This window comes from Mycolicibacterium sp. 624 (assembly GCF_040548615.1).
In the GTDB taxonomy this organism is placed as follows: Bacteria; Actinomycetota; Actinomycetes; order Mycobacteriales; family Mycobacteriaceae; genus Mycobacterium.
Window position 1 is genome coordinate 126,001 of record NZ_JBEPRZ010000006.1, and the last position, 15,825, is coordinate 141,825.

The following is a 15,825-nucleotide window of genomic DNA, read 5'->3' on the forward strand; positions in this document are numbered from 1 at the left end:
CATGACGATGGAAGACACGGTCCTGTCCGGCACGGGCGAAGCGGTGACGCGGTATCCGCTGGATCCCCTGAACGGCGCCGAGATTCAGGCCGCGGCGTCGATCATCATGGCATCCGAATACTCGACGCCGACACTGAAATTCGTGATGATCCAGCTTGCCGAACCCGCCAAGAACGCGGGCCTGACATTCACCGGGCTCGAGGTCCCGCGGTGTGCGTTCGCGTCCATGTACGACGCCGCGGCGAAGATGATCTACGAGGCGGTCGTCGACCTCGGAGCGCGCGTGATCGAGTCGTGGGAGTCGATTCCCGGCCGGTTCCCGTCATATCTGGTGGAGCATATGACGGGGGTGGAGGAGACGGTCCGCGAGGACCCCCGCTGGCAGGAGGCGATGCGCAAGCGAGGCGTCACTGACTTCAGCCTGGCGATGATCGACCCGTGGCCTGCGGGCTACTACGGCGCGCAGGATCACTACGACAACGCACCGCTGGTGTGCCGGCCACTGACGTTCATGCGGGCCGCGCCATCCGAACACGGCTACGCGCGCCCGGTCGAGGGTCTGATCGTCACCTTCAACCTCGACACGATGGAGGTCATCGAGATCGAGGACCACGGTGTGGTGCCGCTCCCGCCCACGGCAGGCAACTACGACCCGCGATTCATGTTCGACGAGAACAACCGGCCCGCGTTCACCGAGTTCCGCTCCGACGTGAAGCCCATCGAGATAACCCAGCCCGACGGCCCGAGCTTCACCGTCGACGGCTGGCACGTGCAATGGCAGAAGTGGTCGCTGCGGATCGGCTTCAACCCGCGCGAGGGCATCACGCTGCACGAGGTCTCCTACACCGACCGCGGTGCGACGCGGCCGATCATGTACCGGGGTTCGCTGTCGGAGATGGTCGTGCCGTACGGCGACACATCGCCGACGCACTGGAACAAGAACGTCTTCGACATGGGTGAGGTCGGCATGGGGTTCTCGGCCAATCCGCTGACGCTTGGCTGTGACTGTCTGGGTGAGATTCACTACTTCGACGGCACGGTGAACGACTCCGACGGCAATGCGGTGACGATCCCCAACGCCATCTGCATGCACGAGGAGGACTTCGGAATCTCCTGGAAGCACACCGACTTCCGCACCGGCGAGGTTGAGGTGCGGCGTTCGCGGCGGCTGGTGATCTCGATGATCTGCACCGTCGGAAACTACGAGTACGGCTTCTTCTGGTATCTCTACAACGACGCCTCCATCGAGGTCGAGGTCAAGCTGTCCGGTGTGCTCACCACGGGTGCCATCGAGGACGGCGAGGTGCCGCGCTGGGGCAAGATGGTGGCCCCGGGGATTTACGGGCCCAATCACCAGCACTTCTTCAACTTCCGGCTGGACATGAGCATCGACGGGCCGGGAAACAGTGTGTACGAGGTGGATTCGATTCCCGAGCCTGACGCCGCACTCAATCCGCATCACAACGCATGGATCACCCGCGACACGCTGGTGGCGTCGGAGGCCGACGGTGCGCGGGACTGGGATTGGCAGACCGGCCGGTACTGGAAGATCACCAACCCGTCGAAGTGCAATGAACTCGGCGCCCCGGTGGCCTACAAGCTGGTGCCGAAGGACATCGTGCCCGTGATGGTGCAGGAGGGATCGCACATCTACGACCGCGCCCGCTTCGTGCAGCACAACCTCTGGGTGACCAGGTATGACCAGGGGGAGATGTTCGCCGCCGGCGATTACATGTACCAATCCGCCGACGCCCAGGGTCTGCCCGAGTACGTCGCCGATGACGCGCCACTGGAGGACACCGACGTGGTGCTCTGGTACACCCTCGGCGCACATCACGTGGTGCGGCCGGAGGACTGGCCCGTGATGCCCTGTGCCTACACGGGATTCCACCTCAAGCCGGTGGGCTTCTTCGACGGCAACCCGGCACTGGACCTCCCGCCCTCACCGCCCAAGGCGTGCCACGCCAAGCACTGAGGCTGGGCGTCAGGGTTTGACGGCGTAATGACTCGAGATCGCGACGCGGTTGAACCCGTTGATGGCGATCGCGACCCATCGCAGCGCCGCGGCCTGGGCCACCGTCAGCGCGTCGCCATCGTCGGCGCTCGCCGCGGTGGAGGAGATGTTGGTGATCTCCTCGGCGATCGCCAGCGCGGCGCGCTCGGCGGGGGAGAAGTACGCCGTCTCGCGCCATGCCGGTATGACGGCGATCCGGTCGGTGCTCTCACCCTTGGCCAGTGCGTCGCGAACGTGCATCCGCAGGCAGAAGCCGCAGCCGTTCAGCTGTGAGGCCCGGATCCGCACCAATTCGATCGACAGCGGATCGACTCCGGCGTCAAGTGCGGCCTTCTCGGCCTGCTCACTGAGCGTGATCAGGGTCTGATAGGCCGTGGGTACTGCGGTGTTCAACAAGGTCCGAACCGCCATGTCGCCTCCAATTCGTCGGGTACGTCAACTAAGACGCAGTCGATACCCGATTCGTGACAGCGCGGACGATAACGATCAGCCCAGCTCGGCCAGAATGCGTCGCAGATGCCTTTGATCCTGGGCCGAGAGTGGCGTGAGAACCCTCTCCTCGGCCTCGCGCACGCCGGCGTCGGTGCGTGCCAGCATCGCGACGCCCTCGCGGGTCAGTTCGGCGGGCAGGGACCGGCCGGATGCCACCGTCGCGGGCCGCGTCACCAGTCCCCGCTCCTGCAGTCCGCGCACCGTCATATTCATCGCCTGCGGCGACACGAACAGGTTGCGGGCGAGATCGGCGTTGGAGTGACCGGGTGTCTGCGACAGCAGTCGCATGCAGAGGTATTGCGTGAAGGTCAGACCGAGGGGTTCCAAGGCGTTCTGGGTCACTTCGGCCCGCAGGTGCGCGATGACGCGGTGCAGCAGAAACCCGAGCGGGCGGTTCTCATCGTCGACCATGTCAGTTATCTTGACATATATCAACTAGGTTGATACACCGGATGAATGACGAACCCCAGTGACGAGATGTTCGATTCCGCCTACCGTGGCGACGCCGAAGTGATGGGTATGGGCGCTCGGCCGCCATGGAGCATCGGCGAGCCGCAGCCCGAGATCGCCGCGCTGATCGCCGCGGGCAGGGTTCACGGTGAGGTTCTCGACGCCGGCTGCGGTGAGGCCGCGACGGCGCTGGCGCTGGCCGAACTCGGGCACACGGCCGTGGGCCTGGACCAGTCTCCGACGGCGATAACGCTTGCCCGCGAGGAGGCGGCGAAGCGCGGTCTGACGAACGTGAGCCTCGACGTCGCCGATATCAGCGCGTTCACCGGCTACGACGGACGTTTCGGCACCATCATTGATTCGACGCTGTTCCGCTCAATGCCTGTCGAGCTGCGGGAGGGTTACCAACAGTCGATCGTGCGCGCCGCAGCGCCGGGCGCGTCGTACTTCGTGCTGGTCTTCGATCGCACCTCGATGCCCGTGGGCAACCCGGCGAATCCCGTCACCGAGCAGGAGCTGCGCGACGTGGTGTCGAAGTACTGGGTGATCGATGAGATCAGGCCCGCGCGAATCCATGCCAACGTCGGAGAGAACGCTGCCCACTTCAAGGAATTTGCGGGTGCGGGCGCAGCGGATGAGGGCAACGGCCGCATGTCAGTGCCCGCCTGGCTGCTGTCGGCACACCTCGACTGATTGGCTGGCTAGTGCCACCCCTGCGTCGTCGGGCAGCCTCCATGAGGCAGGATTGAGTCACCGTCCCTGGTGATTGCCGGGACGGGTGAGACTTGCCCCGATCCGGAGGAGCCCGATGACACAGGCGGCCCCCATCAGGCCGATGTACACCCGCGTATTGCTCAAGCTCGGGGGTGAGATGTTCGGCGGCGGGCAGGTGGGCCTCGACCCCGATGTCGTGGCACTCGTGGCGCGTCAGATCGCCGACGTGGTGCGCAGTGGCGCGCAGGTCGCCGTCGTCATCGGGGGCGGAAACTTCTTCCGTGGAGCGCAGCTGCAGCAGCGCGGTATGGAGCGCACCCGTTCGGACTACATGGGCATGCTCGGCACGGTGATGAACAGCCTCGCGCTGCAGGACTTCCTGCAGAAGGAGGGCATCGACACCCGCGTGCAGACCGCCATCACGATGGGGCAGGTCGCCGAACCGTACATCCCGCTTCGCGCGCGCAGGCACCTCGAGAAGGGCCGCGTGGTCATCTTCGGTGCAGGCATGGGGCTGCCCTACTTCTCCACCGACACGACCGCGGCACAGCGTGCGCTGGAGATCGGGGCGGAGGTCGTCCTCATGGCCAAGGCCGTCGACGGCATCTACACCGACGATCCGCGGGACAACCCGGACGCCGAGATGATCACCGCGATCAGCCATCGCGAGGTGATCGACCGAGGACTGAAGGTGGCCGATGCGACGGCATTCAGCCTCTGTATGGACAACGGCATGCCCATTCTGGTGTTCAACCTGCTCACGGACGGCAATATCGCGCGTGCGGTCGCAGGTGAGAAGATCGGAACACTGGTCACCACCTAGCGGGCGGCTGCGCTCGCGAGGAGCAGAAACAGGAGAAGCACCGTGATCGACGAAACCCTCTTCGACGCCGAGGAGAAGATGGAGAAGGCGGTGTCGGTGGCGCGGGACGACCTCTCGACCATCCGGACCGGCCGCGCCAATCCGGGCATGTTCTCGCGGATCAACATCGAGTACTACGGCGCGATGACGCCTATCACGCAGTTGTCGTCGATCAATGTGCCCGAGGCACGCATGGTGATCATCAAGCCGTATGAGGCCACCCAGCTGCGCGTCATCGAAGATGCCATCCGCAACTCCGACCTCGGTGTGAACCCGAGCAACGACGGCAACATCATCCGCATCTCCATCCCGCAGCTCACCGAGGAGCGGCGCCGTGACCTGGTCAAGCAGGCGAAGGGCAAGGGTGAGGACGCCAAGGTGTCGGTACGCAACATCCGCCGCAAGGCGATGGAGGAGCTGGCCCGCATCAAGAAGGACGGCGATGCAGGCGAGGACGATGTGAGCCGCGCCGAGAAGGAACTCGACAAGGCCACCCAGACCTACACCGGCCAGATCGACGAGTTGGTCAAGCACAAAGAAGGCGAGCTGCTGGAGGTCTAGGTCATCGCCGACCGACCTTTAGCGACGTATTCCGTGGCAGATACCGAGATCGCTCCAACCGGGGAGCCCAAGAAGACGTCGCGGGCCGGACGTAACCTGCCCGCCGCGATAGCGGTCGGCGCATTCCTGGGATTCGGCGTCATCGCCATCCTGGTCTTCGCCCCTCTCGGCTGGATTCCGGTAGTGGCAGTCGCGATGGCCGTCGCGACGCTTGAGGTGGTCCGTCGCCTGCGCACCGCGGGATACTCGATACCCATTGTTCCGCTGCTGGTGGGCGGGCAGGCGATCGTCTGGTTGACCTGGCCGTACGGCGTGACGGGGGCATTGGGCGCCTTCGGTGGCACCGTTGTCGTGTGCATGATCTGGCGACTGCTCTCCGGAGGCCTCAAGAACGCGCCGCAGAACTACCTCCGCGACGTCGCCACAACGGTCTTCCTGGCCGCCTGGATACCGCTGTTCGGTGCGTTCGGCGCACTCCTGGTGTACCCGGACGACGGCCGTTGGCGGGTGCTTTGCCTGATGCTGGGCGTCGTCTTCTCCGATATCGGCGGGTACACCGCAGGCGTGTTGTTCGGGAAGCACCCGATGGTGCCCGCGATCAGCCCGAAGAAGTCGTGGGAGGGGTTCGCGGGCTCGCTGATATTCGGCACCGCGGCCTCGGTGCTCGCCGTGGCGTTCCTGCTCGACAAGCCGGCCTGGGTCGGCATCCCGCTCGGCATCATGCTGGTCATCACGGGGACCCTGGGCGATCTGATCGAGTCCCAGGTCAAGCGCGATCTGGGCATCAAGGACATGGGAACCCTGCTGCCGGGCCACGGTGGCCTGATGGACCGTCTCGACTCCGTTCTGCCCTCGGCCGTCGCGACCTGGATCGTCCTCACGCTGCTCGTCTGACCCAGGCGGTTCGCTACGTGAGCCGACAGCGTTGATACTGGACGTGACATGAAACAAGAACTGGTCTTCGACGCGCCCCGTCGCGCGATGCCGCCCCCACATTTCGCCGACCTCGACGAGGCGGCGCGAGCAGAAGCTGTCACGGGCCTCGGGCTGCCCGCGTTCCGTGCCAAGCAGCTCGCCAACCAGTACTACGGACGTCTCATCGCCGATCCTCGCGAGATGACTGATCTGCCGGCCTCGGTGCGTGACAAGGTCGCCGAAGCGCTGTTCCCGGACCTGCTCAAGGTCGTGCGGACCGTCCAGTGTGACGCGGGGGAGACGCGGAAGACGTTGTGGCGCGGACACGATGGCACCACATTCGAGTCGGTGCTGATGCGCTACCCGCAGCGCAACACCGTATGCATCTCGTCGCAGGCCGGTTGTGGCATGGCCTGCCCGTTCTGCGCGACCGGCCAGGGCGGCCTCACCCGCAACTTGTCCACCGCTGAGATCCTCGAGCAAGTCCGTGCCGCATCGTCAACCATGCGCGCGGAGCACGACGGTCGACTCTCCAACATCGTCTTCATGGGGATGGGCGAACCACTGGCCAACTACAACAGGGTGCTCGCCGCGGTGCGCCGGATCATCGCACCGCCACCGAACGGGTTCGGCATCTCGGCGCGCTCGGTCACGGTGTCGACAGTCGGACTGGCGCCCGCCATCCGCAAGTTGGCCGACGAACGACTCGGGGTCACGCTGGCGCTGTCGCTGCACGCCCCCGACGACGAGCTGCGTGACACCCTGGTGCCGGTCAACAATCGCTGGAACGTCGGCGAAGCCCTGGATGCCGCGCGGTACTACGCCGAGGTCACCGGCCGCCGGGTTTCCATCGAGTACGCACTGATCCGCGACGTCAACGACCAGCCGTGGCGCGGCGACATGCTCGGTAAGAAGCTCCGCGCTGCACTCGGGCCGCTGGCGCACGTGAACGTGATTCCGCTCAACCCCACCCCCGGCAGCGAGTGGGACGCCAGCCCCAAGCCCGCCGAGCGCGAGTTCGTCAAGCGAGTCAGCGACCGCGGCGTCTCGTGCACGGTCCGTGACACCCGTGGCCGCGAAATTGCCGCAGCCTGTGGACAATTGGCGGCCGAGGGCTAGCCCGATTGGTTGCCGAACGTGAAGAAGATGGCGAGCGATGTGCGAAACATCGCCATCTAGTTCACGTTCGCGGGCCGTTGACGAACCACACGTTGTCCTCACGCAGATGCCGGCTGCGCCAACCGTCGGCCGTGCGCACCACCTCGTGGTGGTAGTAGCCGCCGCAGGAACTCAGGTCCGTCTTTCCGGGCAGCTGCATGGGGTTGTGGAACATCGCCCGCACGGTCGCGGTGTCGCCCATTCCGTCGAAATCCACCTCGATGTTGGTGATGTAGTGCATCGACATCGGAATGGAGGTGAACGCCTGCCTGAGGAACTCGGCGATGTCATCGCGTGCGCCCGCGGGGATTCCGTTCGACGAGTAGTCGATGACGGCGTCCTCGGCGAACACCGAGCGGTACAGGTCCCAGTCCTTGGTGTCGACTGCGCGCGCGTACCGCGAGAGCAGGGCCGCGATCTCGAGTTGGTCGGCGACGCGCGCCGAGTCGGTCACTCTGGCGTGATTCACGGCGCCGCCGTGTCCGGCATTCCGATGGTCTTGGCCTCGAGGTACTCGCGGTAGCCCTCGTCGCCATTGCGCCGGCCAAGGCCGCTCTGCTTGGTGCCGCCGAATGGGCTGGTGATGCCGAAGTGGGACTTGCCGTTGATGGTGACGTTGCCGGTGCGCATGCGGGTGGCGATCGCGAAGGCGCGGTCGACGTCTGTGCCCGACACCTCGCCGGACAGGCCGTAGATCGAGTTGTTGGCGATCGCCACGGCCTCGTCGTCGGTGTCGTACGGGGTGACGGTGAGCACGGGGCCGAAGATCTCCTCCTGCGCGATCTGGGAGTTGGGATCGACATCGGCCAGCAGCGTGGGCTGCGTGTAGTAGCCGACGGGCAGGTTCTCGGGCACGCCGCCGCCGGTGATGAGGCGGGCGCCCGAGTCGGTACCGCTCTTGATCAGACCGAGCACCTTCTCGCGCTGGGTCTGGCTGATCTGCGGGCCCTGCATGTTGCCGGGGGTCCACGGGTCGCCGACCGGGAAGCCCTCCATCATGGTCTTGAGTATCTCGATGCCCTCGTCATAGCGGCTGCGCGGCAACAGGATCCGGCTGGGCAGGATGCAGGACTGACCTGACATCACGCACGCCATCATCGCCGCCATCGGCAGGGCGGAGTTGAAGTCGGCGTCGTCGAGCACGATGTGTGCGGACTTGCCGCCCAGTTCCAGCAGTGTCTTCTTCACCGTCGCCGCGCCCGCGGCCAGGATCGCCCGCCCGGTGGCGGTGGAGCCCGTGAAGGTGATCATGTCGACACGCGGGTCGGCCGACAGCGCCGCACCGACGTCGTTGGAGTTGGACACCACCACGTTGAACACGCCGGCGGGGATGTCGGTCTCCTCGGCAACGATCCGGCCGTACTCGCTGCCCGACCACGGGGTGAGCTGGGCGGGCTTGAGTACCACGGTGTTTCCGGCCATCAGCGCCGGCACCGTCTCGGCGACGTTGAGGTAGAACGGCACGTTCCACGGTGTGATCGCGCCGACCACACCGATCGGCTCGTAGTGGATCTTGCGCCGCGCGGGCCCCAACTGCGTCGGGTGCACACCGGTGTCCTCGAGGTAGTTGAAGTTCCTGCCGTGCTCGGCCCAGTGCTTGACCTCCTCGATCGGGCTCTCGATCTGGGAGCCCGACACCGTCACGGGGCAGCCCACCTCGGTGATCAGGATCCGCCGCAGTCGCTCCTTGTTGCGCTCGAAGGCGTCGTGCAGCTGGGTCAGGCAGTGGTAGCGGAAGTCGAGGTCGCGCGACCAGTCGGTCTCGTCGAAGGCCCGCCGCGCGGCCCCCACAGCGCGGTTCATGTCCGCGACGGTTCCGTCAGTGGCCTGCCCGGCCACTTGTTCGCTGGCCGGATGTATGACGTCGAACTTCGCTCCGCTGCCGGTGTGCTGGAGTTCACCGTCGATCAGCATCCGCTCGTCGCCGGCCAGTACCCCGGAATCGCCCTCGAGTGTCGTCATATGGATAGCTTTACAAACTATCCGCCAAGTGTCATGCGTTTGGGCGTTTGGCCTAGTCGTTCATTGGCGACTTGATACCCACGGCGTGTCGGAGCTGGGCGAGGAACTGGTCCTTGTCATCACTGCGAACGATGTAGTGCGACACCGCGACCCGGACGGCGGTCGCGGCCTTCACCGACTTGTTGGGTCCCTGCAGCATGCGTTCCAGGTGGTTCCGCACCCGCGGGATCACCGTTGTCAGCTGTGCGATAACCACCTCGGGTTCGATGTCGATAAGGCGCACACCCGAGTAGGAGTACTGGTAGTCGACGATGAACTTCAACGCGCCATCGAGTTTCTCGTTGCCGCGTAGTCCGGCGGTTGCCTTGGTGATCCCCGAGTCGAACATGTCACGCTCGTAGGTCCCGAAGGCATCGAGGAGATCGGACTTCGACGCGAACCAGCGGTAGAGCGTGGGGCGGGACACGCCAGCCTGAATCGCGACCTCCGACAGGCTCAGCTTGGTCTGACCGCTGCGTGCAAGCGCTTCGGCGGTGGCGGCCAGAATTCGTTGCCGGGTCGAGGTGTCGTCGCCGAAGTCCGGAGCGTCCCGGTCGGCTGATGCCGGTTCATTCATCTGAGCACCTCCTCGGCGCGCCTCGAGCAATACGAACGTGAGGTCGATCGTAAGGTACCCGGAGGACGCGAGGGCGGCCAACGGCGCGATCGCCGACGCACCCGAGGAGGTCGGCTATGGCCGGACCGCTGGCAGGCATCAAGGTCGTCGAACTCGGCGTGTGGGTCGCCGGACCCGCGGCGGGTGGCATTCTCGCCGACTGGGGTGCCGACGTGATCAAGGTCGAACCGCCCCAGGGCGACCCGGCGCGCATGTTCGGCAGGATGCTGCAGATCGACACCGGCGAGAACCCGCCGTTCGAGATGGACAACCGGTCCAAACGCAGTATCGTCCTCGACCTCACGACCGACGACGGCATGGCGGTGGCGCTCGAATTACTCGCCGACGCCGACGTATTCGTGACGAACATCCGTCCTGGTGCTCTGGCGCGCCTCGGTTTGGATTTCGCCACGCTCGCCGCCAGCAACCCGCGGCTGGTGTACGGCCTGATCACCGGATACGGCACCGACGGCCCGGATGCCGACCGGGCCGCCTATGACATTGCTGCGTTCTGGGCCCGCTCGGGCCTGGCCGATCTGCTGACTCGCCCCGGTGACGTGCCGCCGTTCCAGCGGGGCGGGATGGGCGACCACTCCGCGGGTATGACGCTGGCCGCGGCGATCTGTGCCGCCCTCGTCGCGCGGCACAGTAGCGGGCAGGGGCAGTTGGTGACCACGTCGCTGTACCGCCAGGGTGCTTACACCATCAGCTTCGACCTGAACACGCTTCTGCTGACGGGTCAGCAGATCGCGGTCGGGCAGCGCGAGACCATGGGCAACCCGTGCGTGAACAACTACGCGACGGCCGACGGGAGGCGGTTCTGGATCGTTGGACTGCAAGGGGATCGGCACTGGCCCGCGCTGTGTCGTGCAGTGGGGCGCACCGACTGGCTCACGGATGACCGATACGCGACCGCCTATGGACGAGCCTGCAACGCAATCGATCTCATCGCCGAACTGGACGCCGTGTTTGTCACGCGATCGCTGGACGAGTGGGCGGAGGTCTTCGACGCCGAGCATGACTTCTTCTGGTCGCCGATCAACTCCATCATCGACGTCCTGGCCGACGATCAGTTCCACGCCGCAGGCGGGTTGGTGCAGGTGCCCGATGGTGACGGCTCCCAGCCGATGGTCGCCACACCCGCCGACTTCGGTGGCACACCATGGGAACCCCGATCGGCGGCGCCGAAACTGGGTGAGCACACCGACGAGATCCTCGATGAGATCGCCGATCGCCGGTCGCGGCGCTGACGGTCGGATTGCCGTTGCAGGCACGACCCGTCAGCTCGTCGGCTTGATTCCTGCGGCGTGCCGAAGTTGGGCAAGGAAGTCCTCATCGTCATCGCTGCGCACTAGGTAGTGCGACATGGCGACGCGCACCACCGTCGCCGCCGCGTCGGCTCCACTGGGTCCCGGTATGAGGCGTTCCAACCGGGATCGCAGCAGCGGGATCGCGGCAGCCAGACGCCTGATGACGTACTCCGGTTCGATTTCGACCACCCGGAGTCCCGGATAGGATCGCTGGTAGGCCACGATGGTGCGCAGCGCGGCGTCGAGACGATCCTCGGTCGGCAGCCCCGCGGTGGCCTTGGCGATGGCGTGTTCGTAGGACTCGCGCTCCCACACCACGAATGCGTCCAGCAGACCGCGCTTGGAATCGAACCAGCGGTACAGCGTGGGGCGGGACAGGCCCGCCTCGATCGCCACCTCGGACAGGCTCAGCTTGGTGGCGCCGCTGCGGCCGAGCACCTCGGCGGTGGCAGCCAGGATTCGCTCTCTCGTCGAGTTATCGTCCTGGTCCTCGAGCGGTTGCGTTTCGGGACGCGGCGTGTGCGACACGAGCAATAGCTTTACAAATATTATGCCAAGTGTCACGCTAGTTGAGTCGTTCCGATTCGCTGGCGCAGCCTGCCGGCCATTGCAGAGGATGCGTCAATTGACCGTCGCCAGCTCGCCGAAGCAGCGTGAGTACAGCCCATTCGACATCACCTCCCACCACTTCTGGGCGCAGCCGTTCGACGAGCGGGATCGGACCTTCGCGCAGTTGCGGAGTGCCGACGGGCTGTCCTGGCACAAGCCGCTGCCCTCGCTGTTCGACCTCGTCGAGCCCGGGTTCTGGGCGTTGACCCGCCGTGCCGACGTCACCTACGTCAGTCAGCATCCCGAGTTGTTCACCTCGGCCCAGGGCGTGGCGCTGGATCCGATGCCCGCCGAAGTGCAGCGGATGGCGTCGTTCTTCCTGGCCATGGACCCCCCGCAGCACACCGTCTACCGGAAGTTGGTCAGCTCGGCGTTCACGCCGAAGAACGTCCGCCGAATCGATGAACAGATCCACGACACGGCGGTCGCCGTCGTCGACGATCTCGTCGGCGCGGGCGAGATCGACTTTGTCTCAGCATGTTCGGCTCGCCTGCCGATGCTGACCATCATGAAGATGCTCGGAGTTCCCGAGTCTGACCAGCCGGCCGTGGCCGCGGCCGCCGAGAAGCTGTTCAGCATGAGCGATGACGAGTACAGCTCGCTGGAGGAGCGCGCCGCCGACACCATCAGCGAGATCATGCTGCTGGCCAGCACCGGTGCCGAGTTGGCCAAGTTTCGGCGCGCCAACCCCGGCGACGATCTGATGACCGCGATGGTCAACGCGGAGGTCGATGGCCAGAGGCTCACCGACGAGGAGATGGGTGCGTTCCTGATCCTGCTCGCCTCTGCGGGCAACGACACCACCAAGCAGGCGACCTCCCACGCCATGCTGGCGCTATCCGCCAACCCCGACCAGCGGGATTGGCTCATGGCGGACTTCGACGGGCGCATCGGCACTGCCGTGGAGGAGTTCGTCCGATGGTCCTCGCCGGTGCTGCAGTTCGCCCGGTTCGCGACCCAGGACGCCGAGATTGCCGGGCAGCCGATCGCCGCGGGGGAGAAGGTCGGGCTGTTCTACTGTTCGGCCAATCGCGACGAGGCGGTGTTCGATGCGCCGGGGTCATTCGACCTGAGCCGCTCGCCCAATCCGCACGTCGGGTACGGCGGCGGTGGTCCGCACTTCTGCCTTGGCAACCAGCTGGCACGAACCGAGCTGCGAAACCTGTTCCGCGAGTTGCTCACCCGGCTCAAGCATGTCGAGTTCGGCGAGCCCGAACTGCTGCACAGCAACTTCGTGCACGGCATCAAGCGGCTGCCGGCCGTGGTCAAGTAGGGCCGGAGGCGATATGCGGGTAGACGTCGATCTCGGAAAGTGCACCGGACACGGCATCTGCGAGTCAATCGCAGAGGACGTGTTCGAGGTGACCGATGACGGCAGCGTCGTGATTCACGACGGTGACCGCCCAGACGGCGACCTCGACCGTATGAAGCAGGCCGTCACTCAGTGTCCTGCCGCCGCGCTTCGCCTGTCGACTTGAGGGTTCGGCGTCTTCCGTCTCGTGCCGACTTGACGCCGCAATAACCCCGCGGTCGAATTCCGACCGATTGTTACGTCAGGAGGATTGGTCGGCGTCGTAGCTACCGGACGCTTGAGTGCTCTCGTTGTCGTTCGTCTCGTGCCAATAACGGACGACGGCAGCCAAGTGGGCACTCATGGCCACCCGGGCGGCAGTCTCGTCGCGATCGACGATGGCGTCGAGGATGGCTTGGTGTGAGCGCACGGCCTCTTTGTACGCAGAGGGCAGGGCGAGATTGTGCCGACGCACGTTGACCAGTCCGCCGTGCAGCGAGGAGAGCATCAGTTCCATCAGATGGTTGCCGGTCACTTTGGTGACGATGGTGTGGAACGCCAGATCCGCCGCAGCGGCTGTGGCGATCTCGTCGGTCGAGTTTCGGAGGTCCTCGACTGCCTGGCGCATGGCCTCGATATCAGCTTCAGTGGCGCGGTGTGCCGCGACCCCGGCCGCATGCACCTCGAATAATTCGCGCACCTCGTGAATGGAGCGATAGTCGAGATCATTGCTTCGTAGGTAGAGGATGAGGGACTCGTGTGCACGTTCCGGCGCCACGGCTGTGACCGTCGAACCACTTCCGACGCGTTGTGAAACGACACCGCGGCCACTCAGATGGCTAATCGCCTCCCGAACCACTGGTCGCGAAACCCCAAACTCGGCGGCGAGGTCACGCTCATTGGGAAGGCGATCGCCCGGCTTCAGAGTTCCTTCGCGGATCCGTTGCAGAAGTACCTCGATGACGTCATCGGTACGGCGCACTTCTGGGGTGGGAGGTCGGCGGGTGGCATCACCCGTGGCGGAGCCCGTCAGCGTCGCCTCCTTGGTCCGATGTTGCGGTGAGTCTAGTCGCGCGAACAGCCGAGCGGACCAGGAGTCCTGCTCGGCTGCTCGCGAATTGCCAGTTAGGCAAGGCCGACCAGGCTACCCATCGTGACCACGCTGATGGTGACGAAGAGGGCAGCGAGGATGTCGAACACCAGGCCGCTGCGGACCATCTTCGTGATCGGGACCGCGCCGGTCGCGTACACGAGCGCGTTCTGGGGCGTCGATATCGGCATCATGAACCCGAACGACGAACCGAGGGTAGCCGCAAGCCCCGGGAGGGCAGGATCGACGCCCGCCGCGATGGCCAGTGGAATCACGATGGGGACGACGATGCCGACGGCGGCGAGATTGCTGCCGATCTCTGAGATGAGGATGGCCAGTACGACGGCGGCGAAGGTCAAAATGATGACGTTGGCTCCGCCGAAGAGGCCCCCCATTGCTTGACCGACGCGTTCGGCCAGGCCGGTTCCCGTCAACTGCGCCCCGAGTGCCGCACCACAGATGATGAAGAGCAGTGTGCCCCAGTCGGTTTTAACGGCGTCCTGCCATTCGATCGTGAAGGTGCGGGTGCGCCGGTCAGTAGGTAGCAGGAACAACAGCGAGGCGCCCAGGATGGCGACAATTCCCTCATCGAGATGGTCGGCGACGGCGTTGTAGGCGGCCGATTCCGGGCCAAGGACAACGCCAAGCACGCCGGGCAGCAGCCAGCAGGTGACGACGCCCAGGAACACGATGAGGGTGTTCCACTCACCCCTGGACATGGGTCCTCGGGCATCGCGCTTGGCGGCCATCGATGCGGATAGGCCATCGAGACTCGTTGCCTCGGGCTTGTTCAGCTTGATCAACAGGAAGAGCAGGGCTCCCAGCAGAGGAATTGCGAACACGACGGCGATGGCGGTCCACTGGAAGAAGGTGATCGATCGTCCAGTGGCATCCTCGATCAGACCGCGCCCGATCAACTGGTGCGGCGCTCCGACCGGTGTGAGGGCACCGCCGATGCTTGCGCTGAACGCCAGCATCAACAACAGGCACGTCGCGATGCGCAACCGCGTCGGATCCTTCTGTCCGGCCTGCTTGCTGATCGCCACGATGATGCCCAGGACTGTTGGCAGAAGCATGGCGACGGTCACCGTATTGCTGACGAAGGCCGAGAACAAACAGGTCACGATACCGACGGCGATGATGACGCGAGTGACCGAATTGCCCACCCAGCGCGCTGCGAGCACCACATAGGCGGCGCGCTCCGCCAATCCGTGTTTGAGTAGGGCTTGGGCTAGGAAGAACGCGCCGAGGTAGAGCAAGACGATGGTGCTGCCGAATGAACTCAGTACGTCATCGGCCGGCGCCACCCCGAGTACGACCATCAGAGCGACGCTGAGAAGCGACGTTGCCGGGATCGGGATTGCCTCGCTCAACCAGAAGATCACCGTGAACGCGAAGACACCCGCGAGCGCCTGCTGATTCCACGGCAGATCCAAGGGCAGCACCAACACCAGGATCGCTACGACGGGGCCGGCGATCAGTCCGATGGTCTGGCGTCGGCGATCGAATCGCGCCTCAGCCGCACTGACGGTGGATTCGTCGACGCGACGGTAGGCACGGAATTGTTCGAGATCGGAGTCCTCGCCGGCGCTCGGCGCCGGCGAGGATGTGGCTTGGGTCACGGTAATCCTTTCAAGTGAAGCATGGCACAGCATATTGGTATGACAGCTTTCCGATGTCAAGCCCCATGTCTCAGAGTGTTGGGGGGGAGCCTCATCGCAGATGCTGGGTGCGACGGACCG

General features: G+C 65.2%; 18 protein-coding genes. 10 read left to right on the forward strand and 8 right to left on the reverse strand.

What is annotated here, in order from left to right; genetic code table 11:
- The first annotated feature begins 1 nt into the window (after nt 1).
- Nucleotides 2-1,975 (forward strand): primary-amine oxidase, encoded by a 1,974-nt coding sequence (locus ABIA65_RS22925; RefSeq protein WP_354524999.1) that lies wholly within the window; start codon nt 2-4, stop codon nt 1,973-1,975.
- A 9-nt stretch (nt 1,976-1,984) separates the two neighbouring features.
- Here ABIA65_RS22925 and ABIA65_RS22930 read toward each other — a convergent pair whose 3' ends face one another.
- Together ABIA65_RS22930 and ABIA65_RS22935 are read right to left on the reverse strand one after the other, a co-directional pair.
- A complete protein-coding gene (locus ABIA65_RS22930) occupies nt 1,985-2,425 on the reverse strand; it encodes a carboxymuconolactone decarboxylase family protein (RefSeq protein ID WP_354525000.1) in 441 nt (146 codons plus the stop codon).
- A gap of 75 nt (nt 2,426-2,500) precedes the next feature.
- Nucleotides 2,501-2,917: a MarR family winged helix-turn-helix transcriptional regulator gene (locus ABIA65_RS22935; RefSeq protein ID WP_241399729.1), complete on the reverse strand. Its 417-nt coding sequence runs from the start codon at nt 2,915-2,917 to the stop codon at nt 2,501-2,503.
- A gap of 45 nt (nt 2,918-2,962) precedes the next feature.
- On the opposite strand from ABIA65_RS22935, the gene ABIA65_RS22940 reads away from it, so the two are divergent.
- The 5 genes from ABIA65_RS22940 (at nt 2,963) to rlmN (ending at nt 7,127) form a co-directional block, all read left to right on the forward strand.
- Entirely contained in the window at nt 2,963-3,649 is a 687-nt protein-coding gene (locus tag ABIA65_RS22940; protein ID WP_354525001.1) for a class I SAM-dependent methyltransferase, read from the forward strand.
- Nucleotides 3,650-3,764: 115 nt separating this feature from the next.
- Nucleotides 3,765-4,493 (forward strand): UMP kinase, encoded by a 729-nt coding sequence (gene pyrH, locus ABIA65_RS22945; RefSeq protein WP_241399727.1) that lies wholly within the window; start codon nt 3,765-3,767, stop codon nt 4,491-4,493.
- Nucleotides 4,494-4,535: 42 nt separating this feature from the next.
- Nucleotides 4,536-5,093: a ribosome recycling factor gene (gene frr / locus ABIA65_RS22950; protein ID WP_241399726.1), complete on the forward strand. Its 558-nt coding sequence runs from the start codon at nt 4,536-4,538 to the stop codon at nt 5,091-5,093.
- 33 nt (nt 5,094-5,126) lie between these two features.
- Entirely contained in the window at nt 5,127-5,987 is an 861-nt protein-coding gene (locus ABIA65_RS22955; RefSeq protein WP_241399725.1) for a phosphatidate cytidylyltransferase, read from the forward strand.
- A gap of 48 nt (nt 5,988-6,035) precedes the next feature.
- Complete coding sequence (gene rlmN / locus ABIA65_RS22960; protein WP_241399724.1) at nt 6,036-7,127, forward strand: dual-specificity RNA methyltransferase RlmN; 1,092 nt, start codon at nt 6,036-6,038, stop codon at nt 7,125-7,127.
- Between the two features lie 61 nt (nt 7,128-7,188).
- On the opposite strand, the gene ABIA65_RS22965 is transcribed toward rlmN, so the two are convergent.
- Genes ABIA65_RS22965 through ABIA65_RS22975 form a run of 3 tightly spaced genes read right to left on the reverse strand, consistent with a single transcriptional unit; the run spans nt 7,189 to nt 9,744 of the window.
- Nucleotides 7,189-7,635, reverse strand: coding sequence for a nuclear transport factor 2 family protein (locus tag ABIA65_RS22965; protein WP_354525002.1), 447 nt, complete (start codon nt 7,633-7,635; stop codon nt 7,189-7,191).
- A complete protein-coding gene (locus ABIA65_RS22970; RefSeq protein ID WP_241399722.1) occupies nt 7,632-9,128 on the reverse strand; it encodes an aldehyde dehydrogenase family protein in 1,497 nt (498 codons plus the stop codon). Before ABIA65_RS22970 ends, ABIA65_RS22965 begins: the two co-directional genes overlap by 4 nt.
- Nucleotides 9,129-9,180: 52 nt before the next feature.
- Nucleotides 9,181-9,744 carry a TetR/AcrR family transcriptional regulator gene (locus ABIA65_RS22975; protein ID WP_354525003.1) on the reverse strand — a complete coding sequence of 188 codons (564 nt, stop codon included), beginning with the start codon at nt 9,742-9,744 and terminating at the stop codon, nt 9,181-9,183.
- Between the two features lie 116 nt (nt 9,745-9,860).
- Between ABIA65_RS22975 and ABIA65_RS22980 the strand changes: the two genes are divergently transcribed.
- Entirely contained in the window at nt 9,861-11,033 is a 1,173-nt protein-coding gene (locus tag ABIA65_RS22980; RefSeq protein ID WP_354525004.1) for a CaiB/BaiF CoA transferase family protein, read from the forward strand.
- 30 nt (nt 11,034-11,063) lie between these two features.
- Here the strand turns inward: ABIA65_RS22980 and ABIA65_RS22985 are convergent, their stop codons facing one another.
- Nucleotides 11,064-11,621: a TetR/AcrR family transcriptional regulator gene (locus ABIA65_RS22985; RefSeq protein WP_241399719.1), complete on the reverse strand. Its 558-nt coding sequence runs from the start codon at nt 11,619-11,621 to the stop codon at nt 11,064-11,066.
- A gap of 88 nt (nt 11,622-11,709) precedes the next feature.
- Here ABIA65_RS22985 and ABIA65_RS22990 point away from each other — a divergent pair, with 88 nt between their 5' ends.
- The gene (locus ABIA65_RS22990; protein WP_354525005.1) at nt 11,710-12,975 is read left to right on the forward strand and encodes a cytochrome P450; all 1,266 of its coding nucleotides are present in this window, start codon (nt 11,710-11,712) and stop codon (nt 12,973-12,975) included.
- A gap of 13 nt (nt 12,976-12,988) precedes the next feature.
- Complete coding sequence (locus tag ABIA65_RS22995) at nt 12,989-13,180, forward strand: ferredoxin (RefSeq protein WP_241399717.1); 192 nt, start codon at nt 12,989-12,991, stop codon at nt 13,178-13,180.
- A 75-nt stretch (nt 13,181-13,255) separates the two neighbouring features.
- Here ABIA65_RS22995 and ABIA65_RS23000 read toward each other — a convergent pair whose 3' ends face one another.
- On the reverse strand, nt 13,256-13,933 hold the full coding sequence (locus ABIA65_RS23000) for a FadR/GntR family transcriptional regulator (protein ID WP_354525207.1): 678 nt from the start codon (nt 13,931-13,933) through the stop codon (nt 13,256-13,258).
- On the opposite strand from ABIA65_RS23000, the gene ABIA65_RS23005 reads away from it, so the two are divergent.
- A complete protein-coding gene (locus tag ABIA65_RS23005; RefSeq protein WP_354525221.1) occupies nt 13,829-14,056 on the forward strand; it encodes a hypothetical protein in 228 nt (75 codons plus the stop codon). The two genes, ABIA65_RS23000 and ABIA65_RS23005, sit on opposite strands and share 105 nt — an antisense overlap.
- A gap of 62 nt (nt 14,057-14,118) precedes the next feature.
- On the opposite strand, the gene ABIA65_RS23010 is transcribed toward ABIA65_RS23005, so the two are convergent.
- Nucleotides 14,119-15,705: an SLC13 family permease gene (locus ABIA65_RS23010; RefSeq protein WP_354525006.1), complete on the reverse strand. Its 1,587-nt coding sequence runs from the start codon at nt 15,703-15,705 to the stop codon at nt 14,119-14,121.
- Between the last annotated feature and the right edge of the window lie 120 nt (nt 15,706-15,825).